This is a genomic window from Mycobacterium sp. DL440, from assembly GCF_011745145.1.
Taxonomy (GTDB): domain Bacteria; phylum Actinomycetota; class Actinomycetes; order Mycobacteriales; family Mycobacteriaceae; genus Mycobacterium.
In genome coordinates, this window is sequence record NZ_CP050191.1 from 3,080,326 (window position 1) to 3,092,713 (window position 12,388).

Annotated in this window: 11 protein-coding genes; 4 read left to right on the forward strand and 7 right to left on the reverse strand. The window is 66.6% G+C overall.

Going from position 1 to position 12,388, the window contains the following annotated elements; all coding sequences use genetic code 11:
• Positions 1 to 8 precede the first annotated feature (8 nt).
• A complete protein-coding gene (locus HBE63_RS14895; RefSeq protein ID WP_166905428.1) occupies positions 9 to 833 on the forward strand; it encodes an enoyl-CoA hydratase/isomerase family protein in 825 nt (274 codons plus the stop codon).
• On the opposite strand, the gene HBE63_RS14900 is transcribed toward HBE63_RS14895, so the two are convergent.
• Both HBE63_RS14900 and HBE63_RS14905 read right to left on the reverse strand, forming a co-directional pair.
• Entirely contained in the window at positions 830 to 3,463 is a 2,634-nt protein-coding gene (locus HBE63_RS14900) for a CocE/NonD family hydrolase (protein WP_166905429.1), read from the reverse strand. The two genes, HBE63_RS14895 and HBE63_RS14900, sit on opposite strands and share 4 nt — an antisense overlap.
• 134 nt (positions 3,464 to 3,597) lie before the next feature.
• Positions 3,598 to 5,649: an NAD(+) synthase gene (locus HBE63_RS14905; protein WP_166909811.1), complete on the reverse strand. Its 2,052-nt coding sequence runs from the start codon at positions 5,647 to 5,649 to the stop codon at positions 3,598 to 3,600.
• 57 nt (positions 5,650 to 5,706) lie between these two features.
• On the opposite strand from HBE63_RS14905, the gene HBE63_RS14910 reads away from it, so the two are divergent.
• Both HBE63_RS14910 and HBE63_RS14915 read left to right on the forward strand, forming a co-directional pair.
• Positions 5,707 to 6,246, forward strand: a complete 540-nt coding sequence (locus HBE63_RS14910) for a cysteine hydrolase family protein (RefSeq protein ID WP_166905430.1) — start codon at positions 5,707 to 5,709, stop codon at positions 6,244 to 6,246.
• A gap of 22 nt (positions 6,247 to 6,268) precedes the next feature.
• Positions 6,269 to 7,111 (forward strand): NAD-dependent protein deacetylase, encoded by an 843-nt coding sequence (locus HBE63_RS14915; RefSeq protein WP_166905431.1) that lies wholly within the window; start codon positions 6,269 to 6,271, stop codon positions 7,109 to 7,111.
• Here the strand turns inward: HBE63_RS14915 and HBE63_RS14920 are convergent.
• The gene (locus HBE63_RS14920; RefSeq protein WP_166905432.1) at positions 7,080 to 8,357 is read right to left on the reverse strand and encodes a cytochrome P450; all 1,278 of its coding nucleotides are present in this window, start codon (positions 8,355 to 8,357) and stop codon (positions 7,080 to 7,082) included. The two genes, HBE63_RS14915 and HBE63_RS14920, sit on opposite strands and share 32 nt — an antisense overlap.
• Before the next feature lie 66 nt (positions 8,358 to 8,423).
• On the opposite strand from HBE63_RS14920, the gene HBE63_RS14925 reads away from it, so the two are divergent.
• Positions 8,424 to 9,059 carry a TetR/AcrR family transcriptional regulator gene (locus HBE63_RS14925; protein ID WP_166905433.1) on the forward strand — a complete coding sequence of 212 codons (636 nt, stop codon included), beginning with the start codon at positions 8,424 to 8,426 and terminating at the stop codon, positions 9,057 to 9,059.
• Positions 9,060 to 9,107: 48 nt separating this feature from the next.
• On the opposite strand, the gene proB is transcribed toward HBE63_RS14925, so the two are convergent.
• The 4 genes from proB to rplU form a co-directional block, all read right to left on the reverse strand.
• Positions 9,108 to 10,241 (reverse strand): glutamate 5-kinase, encoded by a 1,134-nt coding sequence (proB, locus tag HBE63_RS14930; RefSeq protein ID WP_166905434.1) that lies wholly within the window; start codon positions 10,239 to 10,241, stop codon positions 9,108 to 9,110.
• Complete coding sequence (gene obgE, locus HBE63_RS14935; protein ID WP_166905435.1) at positions 10,238 to 11,686, reverse strand: GTPase ObgE; 1,449 nt, start codon at positions 11,684 to 11,686, stop codon at positions 10,238 to 10,240. Before obgE ends, proB begins: the two co-directional genes overlap by 4 nt.
• A 90-nt stretch (positions 11,687 to 11,776) precedes the next feature.
• Positions 11,777 to 12,043 (reverse strand): 50S ribosomal protein L27, encoded by a 267-nt coding sequence (gene rpmA / locus HBE63_RS14940; RefSeq protein WP_166905436.1) that lies wholly within the window; start codon positions 12,041 to 12,043, stop codon positions 11,777 to 11,779.
• A gap of 15 nt (positions 12,044 to 12,058) precedes the next feature.
• On the reverse strand, positions 12,059 to 12,370 hold the full coding sequence (gene rplU, locus HBE63_RS14945; RefSeq protein ID WP_166905437.1) for a 50S ribosomal protein L21: 312 nt from the start codon (positions 12,368 to 12,370) through the stop codon (positions 12,059 to 12,061).
• Positions 12,371 to 12,388: the final 18 nt, after the last annotated feature.

Below are 12,388 nucleotides of genomic sequence, written 5' to 3' on the forward strand. Positions count from 1 at the left end.
TCGCCGCCATGACCCAGGGAAACACTCCGCGACCACCCGAAGGTGACTGGCTCGGCACCCCGTACCTCACGTTCGAGCGGCGGGGTCCGTTCGGCGTGGTCACCCTGGACCGGCCCGAGGCCCGCAACGCGATGACGCCGGCCATGTACTTCGGCATCCGCTACGCCGTCACCCACGTCGAGGCGGACCCCGACCTGGCGGGCCTGCTGATCACCGGCACCGCAGACGTGTTCGCCCCCGGCGGTGATCTCGGCGGCGGCAACGGTGTGGACGACTGGATGAGCTTCGGAGCGGCCCTTTCGATGGACGTCACCCCGTTCGAAATGCTGCGCCAGTCGGTCAAACCGGTGGTGAGCGCGGTCAACGGGTTGTGCCAGGGCGGTGGACTGCAGATCGCGATCTGCAGTGACATGGCGGTGGTCAGCGACCGCGCCACATTCCGGGTGCCCGAGTTGTACCGCGGCATCGCCGACACCTACTACAGCCAGATGCTGGCCCGCCTGATCGGCCCGGTCCGCACCCGCGACCTGATGTTCACCGGCCGCACCCTCAGTGCGCAGGAGGCCGTCGACTGGGGCATGGTCGCCCGGATCGTGCCGCACGACGAATTGATCGCTGCCGCAACCGAAGTGCTCGCCCAATGCTGCCGGACCGCACCCCGGGCACGCGGGGTGGTCAAGTCCAGCCTGGACAGCTACATGGGCCTCTACGACCGGATCGGCATGAAGGCCAGCTACAACGGCGACGAGGCCGCCGAGGGATTCCGCGCGTTCAAGGCTCGACGCTCACCGGAGTGGGTCCACCCGGACCTGCGCGTCGATGGCCGACTCTAGACGCTGACCAGTTCCTCCCTGGCAGCTGCCGCGGGCTGCACATTGGCTCCGGGTCCTGCCGTCGGCAGGGACACCTCGACACCGGAGATGTTGATGGCGCCGAACTCGGTGAAGTTGAGGAACGGCGTGGCCGAAGTGGTGATCTGCACCGTGGCGGTGTGGCCGGGCTCCAGCGTGTAGGCCACGGCTTCCATCGGAATGGTGACGGTGTGCTCCTTGCCGTCGAGGGTGACGGGCACCGCCGTGACGATGTTGCCGATCACCTGCCCGGTTTGGTCGTCGATGATCTGGGCGTAGACGTGGCGGCTGGTGCCGATACCGGAGTACGTCATCGTCAACTCGGGCGCACCCACGATCTGGGTGGCCGTGCCCGACGGCGCGGTCACCTTGACGTTCACCGCGTTCGCCGCCTTGGTACCGTCCCCGAGCCCGAACGGAATCCCCGCCGCGCCCGGGCCGGAGCCACCGAGAATCGGGACGATCCCCAGTAGCCCGCCGCTGCCCGACGCGGTGACCGGAGTCCCGGTGAAATTCGCGTCGGTCGGCAGGAGATCGGACGTGTAGTGGTCACCGTTCTGGTCGATCCACTGGAACTTGGGAAGCCCGTCGTCCAAGGCTTCGCCCTTGTGCTTGACGTAGGCGTCCAGCCAGCTCAGGGTCGCGGTCTGGACCATCTCGTCACTGTCACCGGGTGGGGTCTCGCAGTTGCCGTGGCCTCCGCAGAACCAGACCATCTTCACCGGCACGCCGTTGGCGTCCAGGATCTGTGCGTTGTCGATGGCCTGCTGCAGCGGGAACAGCACGTCGACGGTGCCCTGGATGATCAGCGTCGGCGCGGTGATCTTGTTGACCAGGACGCTCGGCCCGCTGCTGGCCAGCAGGGCTTGTTGCTCGGGCGTGAGAACACCCAGCAGTGCACCGGTGAAGATGCCGCCGTACAGCTGCGAATTGATGTTCGCGCCCGACGTCACCAGGGACAGCAGAAGCAGTGCCGCGTAGGACGTCTTGAACGCCTCGTTGGGGTAGAGCGAGCTGTTCAGCGAGTTCCACGCGATGGTCGGGACGATGGCGTCGATCCGGTTGTCGGTACCTGCGGCCACCAATTGGATGCCACCGCCGTACGAGGGGCCCACCATGCCCATCCGCGGATCATTCACCCCGTCGAGCTGGGTGCCGGACTGCTTGGCGACATAGTCGATCATGGCCGAGACATCGCGGCCCTCGAAGAACGGGCTGTCCAACTGCAGAATCCCGCCCGAGTCGTGCTCGCCGCGTGAATCCCAGGTGACGACGTTGTAGCCCGCCTCCCGGAACGTGCCGACGCCGGTGGCGCCACCCGTATACGGATTGGTGTCACCCGCGCTGGACAGGCCGGCTCCACTGAAGATGGTCGGCGCCTGGTCACCTTCCTGAAGGCCCGATGCCGGGAAGTAGTTCATGCTGATCTGCGTGCCGTCGAAGGACGTCACCTTGACCGTGTACGCCACCGGGGTGCCGGCCGGTGCCAGCTGGCCGACGTCGACATTGACGTCGACCACCTCCGATTTGCCGATGAGCGGCGCCAGCAGGTCGTTCACAACCGGAACCTGATGCACGATCACCAGCACCTGCGGCACGAACGAGCCCACAATCGGGATCTGTTGCAGCGCAGCGTCGAACGCCGTGGTCTCGGCGACCAGGACGGTGAATTTCTCCGTGCCGCCGCTGTCGACGACGGTCGCGTAGGGCAGGAACGTGAAGGTGCCGTTCGCCGAGTTGAGCCGGACCTTGCCGCCTGCGCTCGGGTCTCCGATCACGGTGTAGGTGAGCGGCAGACCGCTGGAACTCGTGGCCCCGGTGATGCCGTGGATGATGCCGTCGGTGATGCCGACCGAGGGACTGGCCGTGATGCCGGCGGTGGCGCTGACGGACGGTGCGACGGCCGAGGTGGAGAACTCTCGGCGCGCGGCGGCCAGCAGAACCCACCCGGCCGGCGAGTCGGCCGGTGGTGCGGTCGGCGAGTTTCCGGCCAGCGTCGTGGCGATGTCGTTGACCACGGTGGCGATCAGGCCCCGCACGGGAGCTACGGCCGCGGCCGGCGGGGGTGCCGCTTCGGCCTTGGCCGTGACTGCCGGGGTCGCTGCGGATTCGTCGGCCACACCGGTGTAGATGGCTTCGATCATGGGCTCGCCGGCGGGTACGCCCGACGTCGGCGCCTGGGTGCGATCACGCAGCGGACGGGGCAGGTTCGGTTTGACGAACGACAGACCGCGCGCCGGCGCTTCAGCGGGCGGGGTGGTCTTGATCTTGGCCTGCGCCCCCGAGAGCCGGTCGGTGATCGATTGCACGACATCGGACTTCGGTGCCGTCGAACTCACGCGATGGCGACCGGGCTCACCGAGCTTGGCCGCCCGGCCCTTGATGGCTGCACGCACCGTCGCCTGCCGCGACGAGCGGGCGCTCTGCCGGTCCTTGGCAGGGCCCTTCTTGGCCGCCGGGGCCGACGAGGATTCCGACGATGTGTCGCTGGAGCCGGGCGATGCCGAGGCCACCGGGGCACCCAGGACTTGCCCACCCAGAACGACGGCCGACCCGACCCCGAGCGCGACTGCCAATCCGCCTACCCGACCGACGTACTTTCCAGCCCCCAACGCGACCTCCTAGACCGACGTCCGGCGATGCCGAACTGTGACTCGACGCACGTTAGCGCGTCGATGTGGTCCAGAAGGTTAGCTTGTCAATTTTTTTTGTCGTCAATTGGAATGGGCCGGTGGGTGAGGCAAAACTACTGCTCAGGAATGCTCCGCTCGATCTCGTCGAGCCAGATCCGCGCTGACATGTCCGACGGCGCCCGCCAGTCCCCACGCGGCGACAGGGCACCGCCGTGCGACACCTTGGGGCCGTTCGGCAGCGCCGAACGCTTGAACTGTGAGAACGAGTAGAACCGCTGCGCGAAGACCTGCAGCCAGTGCCGGATCTCTTTCAGTGAGTAGGCCGGGCGCTTGTCCTCGGGGAACCCGGTGGGCCAGTCGCCTTGGGCCGCGTCATGCCAGGCATGCCAGGCCAGGAAGGCCACCTTCGACGGACGGAAGCCGTAACGCAGCACCTGGAACAACGAAAAATCCTGCAGCACATAGGGACCGACCTTGGCCTCGCTGCTCTGGATCTCCTCGTCCTCGCCGGTGGGCACCAATTCCGGGGTGATCTCGGTGTCCAGCACCGACTGCAGCACCTCGTTTACTTCAGAGTCGTCGCCGCTGAATTGACCGGATGAGATCACCCATCGGATCAGATGCTGGATCAGGGTTTTCGGCACCCCGCCGTTGACGTTGTAGTGCGACATCTGGTCACCGACACCATAAGTCGACCAACCCAGAGCCAGCTCCGACAGGTCACCGGTGCCGAGCACGATGCCGCCACGCTGATTGGCCAGCCGGAACAGGTAATCGGTGCGCAGGCCGGCCTGGACGTTCTCGAAGGTGACGTCGTACACCTTCTCTCCGCGGCCGAACGGATGGTCCATCTCGGTGAGCATCAGCTCGGCGGTCTTCTTGATGTCGATCTCGGCGAATGTCACGCCCAGGGCCCGACTCAGCCGGATCGCGTTGTTCTTGGTGTGCTCGCCGGTGGCGAAACCAGGCAGCGTGAACGCGAGAATGTCACTGCGCGGGCGGTTCTCCCGATCCATCGCCCGCGCCGCCACGATCAGGGCGTGGGTGGAATCCAGGCCACCTGACACCCCAATGACCACCTTGGGGTAGTTCAGCGCCCGCAGTCGCTGCTCCAGTCCGGAGACCTGGATATTGTAGGCCTCATAGCAATCCTGTTGCAGCCGGGCGGGATCCACCGGCACGAACGGAAACCGCTCAACCTCACGCAGCAGCCCGATATCGCCCGTCGGCGGGTCGAGCTGGAACTCGACGCGGCGGAACGAATCTACTTGGGCGCCATGGTGTCTGGCATTGTCGTCGAACGTACCCATTCGCAGCCGTTCGGCGCGCAACAACTCCAGATCCACATCGGCCACCGAGCGTCGCTCACCGCGCGGGAACCGCTCGCTCTCCGCGAGCAGCAGCCCGTTCTCCCAGATCATCGTCTGGCCGTCCCAGGCCAGATCGGTGGTCGACTCACCCTCACCGGCAGCGGCATACACGTAGGCAGCCAGACACCGCGACGAGGCCGAGCGGGCCAGCAGTGCACGGTCTTCGGCGCGGCCGACGGTGATCGGGCTGCCGGAGAGATTGGCCAACACCGTCGCTCCGGCCAGCGCGGCCTGCGCGCTGGGCGGGATCGGCACGAACATGTCCTCACAGACCTCGACGTGCAACACCAGCCCGGGAAGATCAGATGCCACGAACAGCAGGTCCGGCCCGAACGGCACCTCGGCACCGGCCACCCGGATGGTGCCGCGCACGTCGGCGCCGGTTGCCATCTGCCTGCGCTCGTAGAACTCCCGGTACGTCGGCAGGTAGGACTTGGGGGCCACCCCGAGCACCGCACCGCGGTGGATGACGACCGCGGTGTTGTAGATGCGGTGCCGGAATCGTAGCGGTGCACCGACCACCAGCACCGGTGTCAACACCACCGAAGCCGCAACGATTTCGATGAGCGCCTGCTCTACCGACTCCAGCAGGGTGTCCTGCAGCAGGATGTCGTCGATCGAGTAGCCCGACAGGGTCAACTCGGGGAACACCGCGACAGCCACCCCGTCGTCATGGCAGTCCTGCGCCAACCGGAGCACCGATTCGGCGTTGGCCGGCGGATCCGCCAGCGCCGTGTGGTGGGTGCAGGCGGCAACCCGCGCGAAACCGTGGCGGTAGGCGCTGTAGAAGTCCATCGCGCCCATTGTCACCCGAAAAGTGTCAAGATCGGGCGACTGGGTACCAAATGACGCATGAGTGATACCGCCCTGGTGGTTGTGGACATGCTCAACGCCTATCGGCATGAGGATGCCGAACTACTGGCACCCACCGTGGCGGCGATCATCGATCCGCTGGTGGGATTGCTCGGGACCGCCCATGAGCGCGATGACGTCGATGTCATCTACGTCAACGACAACTACGGCGATTTCACCGCACAGTTCAGCGACATCGTCACCACCGCACTGGCCGGCGAGCACCCCGATCTGGTCCGCCCGATCGTGCCCGCCGACGGCTGCCTGCTACTGACCAAAGTGCGCCACAGTGTCTTCTATGCCACCGCGCTGGATTACCTTCTGGGCCGGTTGCGCACCCGGCGGGTGGTGCTGGCCGGTCAGGTCACCGAGCAGTGCATCCTCTACAGCGCACTGGATGCCTATGTACGCCATTTCGATGTGGCGATCCCGGTGGACGCAGTCGCCCACATCGACGACGACCTGGGCGATGCCGCACGGGACATGATGCGCCGCAACATGAGCGCCAAGGTCGTGCCTGCATCCGAATGCCTGGGCTGAGCGACGGCCTATCCTGGCGAGCGTGGATGCACCCGAACTCGTCGCCCTGCTGCAGGGACGCCGCGTCGCGGTGCTGACCGGGGCCGGGATGTCGACCGATTCAGGCATCCCCGATTACCGCGGCCCCGACTCCCCGCCGAGCAATCCGATGACCATCCGACAGTTCACTGCCGATCCGGTGTTCCGCCAGCGGTACTGGGCCCGCAATCATGTCGGCTGGCGCCACATGGACGACACCCTGCCCAATGCCGGGCACCGCGCCCTGGCCGCGCTGGAGTCCACCGGGGTGGTTGCCGGACTGATCACCCAGAACGTAGATCTCCTGCACAGCAAGGCGGGTAGCCGATCCGTGGTCAACCTGCACGGCACCTACGCACAGGTGATCTGCCTGGATTGTGGCGCGGCGATGGCCCGGGACGAGCTCGCCACTGCACTGGAGGCGGCCAATCCCGGTTTCCTCGAACGCGCCGAGGCGGTCGGCGGCATCGCGGTGGCACCCGACGCCGACGCCGTGGTCAGCGAGACGGACTCGTTCGTCATCGTGAACTGCCCGGTCTGTACGGGCATGCTCAAACCCGACATCGTCTACTTCGGCGAGAGTGTCCCCAAACCCCGTGTCGATCAGGCGTATTCGATGATCGATGATGCCGAGGCCCTGTTGGTGGCGGGGTCCTCGCTGACCGTGTACTCCGGTTACCGCTTCGTCCGGCACGCGGCCGCACACGGCATCCCGGTGGGGATCATCAACCGCGGGCCCACCCGCGGCGACGACCTGGCCACCGTCAAGGTCGAGGCGGGGTGTTCGGAGATGCTGGTGCTGCTGGCCGGTGAACTCAGGAGAACGTGCACGGCATCGACCGGATAGCGTGCACGAAATTGCCCTCCAGGTAGGCCGGCTCACCGGCGGCGATGTCGGGCAGTTGATGCAGCAGCTCACCGAAGATGGCCCGCAGCTGCGTCCGGGCCACATGAGCGCCCAGGCAGAAGTGACGCCCGCCTCCACCGAACCCCAGGTGCGGGTTGGGCTTTCGGCTCAGGTCGAAAGCCTCGGGCCGGTCGAACACGTCGGCGTCCCAGTTACCCGAGGCATAGAACATCACCACCTTCTCCCCCGCCGCGATCTGCTGCCCACCCAGTTCGACATCGACCGCGGCGGTGCGACGGAACGTCATCACCGGGGTCGCCCACCGGACGAACTCTTCTACGGCGCCACCGATCCGATCGTCGAAATCCGCCACCAGCCATGCCCGTTGATCGGGGTGGTCGGTCAGCGCCTTGAGCGCGTGACTGGTCGTCTGGCGGGTGGTGTCGTTGCCCGCCACGGCCAGCAGGACGAAGAACGCCGCAACCTCCGCATCGGTGAGGCGATCCCCATCGACTTCGGCGTGGACCAGCGCGCTGATCAAATCGTTGCCGGGGCTCTCCCTGCGTTCTGCGGCAAGCGCATTCGCCACCTGGTGCAGGTACATCTGGTTCTGCAGCAACACCTCCAGCGGGTTGCGCCCGGCCAGATAGACCGGGTCGGCCCAGGACACCAACGCGTCGGCGGCATGCGCCACCCGCTGGCGTTCGGACGCGGGGATCCCGACCATGTCCGACAGGGTGCGGATGGGAAGTTCCTTCGCGCACTGGTCGACGAAGTCCACGCCGCTGCCGACCTCTTTGAGCTCGGCCACGATCTGGCGTGCGTTCTCCTTGATCGAGGTTTCGATGCGGGCCACCTGGCGGGGCGTGAACGCCGAGTGGACCAGCTTGCGGATCAGCGTGTGCCGCGGGGCGTCCATCGCGAGGAACGACTGTGAGGCCTCCAGCAGCTCTTCCGGCACGGATTCGAACAGCACCCCTTTGCCGGACAGGAATGTGTCGCTGTCGCGGCTGATCGCCACGATGTCGGCGTGCCGGGTGACCGCCCAGAACCCGCGATCGGCGGGATCGGGCATGAGCGCGTCCTCGACTGGTGGATGCCAGCTGACGGGGCGAGAGGCCCGCAGTTCGGCGAACGCGACTTCGCGATCGGCCGCCGTGGTGGCCCAGAACACCCGCGACGACAGGTCGATCGGGTCGTAGGGGCGTGCGTAGGAGGCAGCGGATGTGATGGGCGACACAGTCATGTTTGTGACGATAAGTCTAGACAATATGTCTAGTCAAGGTGTGGCGAAAGCCGATACCCTGGGCCCATGCCATCGGTAACGCGAAAACCGCAGGCCAACCGAGAGGAACGCCGCGAGCGGATCGAACGGCAACTGCTCGACGCCACCGACCGGCTGATGGCCGACGGCACCAGCTTCACCGAGCTCAGCGTCGACAAACTGGCCACCGAGGCGGGGATCTCGCGGGCCAGCTTCTACATCTACTTCGAGGACAAGGGCCATCTGCTCCGCCGATTGGCCAGCCAGGTGTTCGGCGATCTGACCCAGGCCGCTGAGCGATGGTGGAGTGTCGCCGGACGGCGCGACCCCGCCGACGTCCGCGCCGCCATGTCCGGCATCATCGCCAGCTATCGCCGCCACCAGCCGGTGTTGATCGCGCTCAACGAGATGTCTGGCTACGACCCACTGGTCGGGCAGACCTACCGTGAGCTGCTGGCCGGGATCTCCGACCAACTCACCCGGGTGATCGAGGGCGGCCAGGCCAACGGGTCGATCAGGCGTCAACTCCCGGCCGCCGCCACCGCGAGCACCCTGACCTGGATGGTCGAGCGGACCTGCCATCAGAATCTGCCGTCACACCCGAGCAGCTACGACGCCGAGTTGGCCGACACGCTCACCGAAATCATCTGGGGTGCCCTGTATCTGGAGTCCCCCACCCAGTGATTCGGGTGCGTTCAGCGGCGGTGGGCGCCGCCAAACGCACCGAAATGGCTAGGTGGCGACCAGATCGTCGGCGTGCACCGCGGGCCGACGCAGCTCGGCCGGCAGATCGGGCGTCGAGCGGCCGATGATCGCAGCCAGCTCCGAGGCCTCATAGGCCACCACGCCACGTGCCACGGTCTGCCCGTCGAGCCCGCGCAGATCCACTACGTCACCGCCGTGGAAGTGCCCGGTGACCTCGGTGATCCCGGCAGGCAGCAGCGAGCGCCGCTGCTTGACGACCGCCCGCACCGCACCGTCGTCGAGGGTCAGCGCCCCGTGCGACTCCGCGGCGTGGCGAACCCAGAACCGCCGCGCCGACATCCGCTCGGGACGCGGCGCGAAGACGGTACCGACCGAGGCATCGCTCAGTGCCGCAGCGGCATCCGCCGCGGCGGCCAGCAGCACCGGCACCCCGGCATCGGCGGCCAACAGCGCCGAGGACAGCTTCGAGGCCATGCCGCCGGTGCCCAGGTGGCTGCCGCCGCCGGCCACCACCTCGTCGAGATCCCCATGCGCGCCAACCTCAGGAATGAAGCGTGCGGGGTTGTCCGCGGACGCTTTCCGGGGGTCACCGTCATACAGGCCGTCGATGTCGGACAGCAAGATCAGCGCGTCGGCACCGACCAGTTGAGCCACCAGCGCCGAAAGCCGGTCGTTGTCACCGAATCTGATCTCATTGGTGGCCACCGTGTCGTTCTCGTTGACGATCGCGACCGCGTGCAGGGCACGCAACCGGTCCAGAGTGCGCTGAGCGTTGTTGTGCTGGACCCGCATCGCGATGTCATGGGCGGTCAGCAGTACCTGTCCGACCGTACGGTTGTAGACGGCGAAGGCCGAACTCCAGGCGTTGACCAGGGCTACCTGCCCGACGCTGGCCGCTGCCTGCTTGGTCGCCAGATCAGTGGGGCGCTTGGACAGCCCGAGCGGCTCGATACCGGCAGCGATGGCACCCGAGGACACGATCACCAGATGAGAGCCGGCGCGCATCCGGCCTTCGATGGCCTCGACCAGGACAGCGAGCCGGCCGGCGTCGAACACACCGGACGGAGTGGTCAGCGCAGTGGTGCCGATCTTGACGACGACACTGCGTGCGGTCCGGACCGCGTCCCGATGTACCGAGGGTGCCGAGCCTGCACTCGTCACTCGTCGTCACTCCCGGGCTGGCGCCGTTCGCGTCGCGCCGCCTTACGTTCGGCGGCACCGATCCGGTCGGTCTGCTCGAGCCGGACGTCGGTACCACGCCCGGTGAGCGGCATCTCCACACCGGCGGGGGTCTGCGGTTCCCAGTCGAAGGTCATATCGCCGATGGTCACGGCGCACCCGGGCTTGGCACCCTTCTTCCACAACGCGTCCTCGACGCCCAACCGCGCCAAGCGGTCACCGAGGTACCCGACGGCCTCGTCGTTGTCGAAGTTGGTCTGGGCAATCCAGCGCTCAGGACGGGTACCGCGCACGATGAATCCACCGTAGCCATCTGTCTCGACGGTGAAGCCGCTCTCGTCGACCGCGATCGGCCGGATCACCGGACGCCTGGGCACCACCTCAGGTTGCGCATCGCGGTAAGTCTTCACCATCTCCCACAGCGCAAAGATCAACGGCCGCAAACCATCACGGCTGACCGTCGAGATCTCGTACACCGGCCAGCCGAACTGGGACTGCACCTCTTCCCGCACGAAGTCGGCCAACTCGCGGGCGTCGGGAACATCGATCTTGTTGAGCACCACCGCACGTGGCCGCGATGCCAAGTCACCCAGGGTCGAATCGCCTTGCAGCGTCGGGGTGTACGCCGCGAGTTCGGCCTCCAGCGCCTCGATGTCGGAGATCGGGTCACGCCCGGGTTCCAGAGTGGCGCAGTCGACGACGTGCACGAGCACCGCGCAGCGCTCAAGGTGCCGCAGGAATTCCAGGCCGAGGCCGCGGCCCTCGGACGCGCCGGGGATCAGACCCGGAACGTCGGCGACGGTGAAGGTGTTGTCGCCGGCCGACACCACGCCCAGGTTGGGCACCAGCGTGGTGAACGGATAGTCGGCGATCTTGGGCTTGGCCGCCGAAATGGTCGACACCAGAGACGATTTGCCTGCCGAGGGGAAGCCGATCAGGCCGACATCGGCGACGGTCTTGAGCTCGAGCGTGAGGTCGCGGGTCTGGCCCTTCTCACCGAGTAGGGCGAAGCCAGGTGCCTTGCGGGCCCGGGAAGCGAGTGCGGCGTTACCGAGGCCACCGCGGCCACCGGCCGCAGCCTCGAAGCGGGTACCGGCACCGACCAGATCGGCCAGCATGCGGCCGTTCTCGTCGAGCACCACGGTGCCGTCCGGCACTCGGACCATCAGATCGTCGCCGGCAGCGCCGTCACGATTGCTGCCTGCACCCTGCTTGCCCGAGGGTGCGACGACATGGGGATGGAAGTGGAAGTCCAGCAGGGTGTGGACCTGTGGATCCACGACGAGCACGATGCTGCCGCCGCCACCACCATTACCGCCGTCAGGGCCGCCGAGGGGCTTGAATTTCTCGCGGTGCACCGACGCGCAGCCGTGGCCGCCGTTGCCTGCGCTCGCATGGATCACGACGCGGTCGACAAACCGGGGCATCGGACATCCTCTCCATCGAATGTGAAGCTATCGCGAAAGTCCTATCGAGAACTCGCAGCTGCTTCACATTCGCGGAGAATCCTCGGAGTCTCAGGCCTCCGGGCGGCGCACGGGAACGATGTTCACGTGCTTGCGGCCACGCTTGGAACCGAACTCCACGGAGCCGGGGGCCAGCGCGAACAGCGTGTCATCGCCACCACGACCGACGTTCACGCCGGGGTGGAAGTGAGTGCCGCGCTGGCGGACGAGGATCTCGCCGGCCTTGACGACCTGACCACCGAACCGCTTCACGCCGAGCCGCTGTGCTGCGGATTCACGACCGTTACGAGAGCTGGAAGCGCCCTTTTTGTGTGCCATTAGTACGCTCCCTCGTTACTTGATGCCGGTGACCTTGAGCACGGTCAGCTGCTGACGGTGCCCCTGGCGCTTGTGGTAGCCGGTCTTGTTCTTGAACTTGTGGATCCGGATCTTGGGACCCTTGGTGTGCTCCAGCACCTCGCCCGTCACGGCGACCTTGGCCAGGTCATCCGCCTTGCTGGTGACGTTGGCGCCGTCGACCACCAGGGCGACAGGCAGCGATACCGACGCGCCGGGCTCGGTCTCGAGCTTCTCAACCTTCACCACGTCACCGACGGCAACCTTGTACTGCTTGCCGCCGGTCTTGACGATTGCGTATGTCGCCATCGTGTCCTCTGCTCTGCT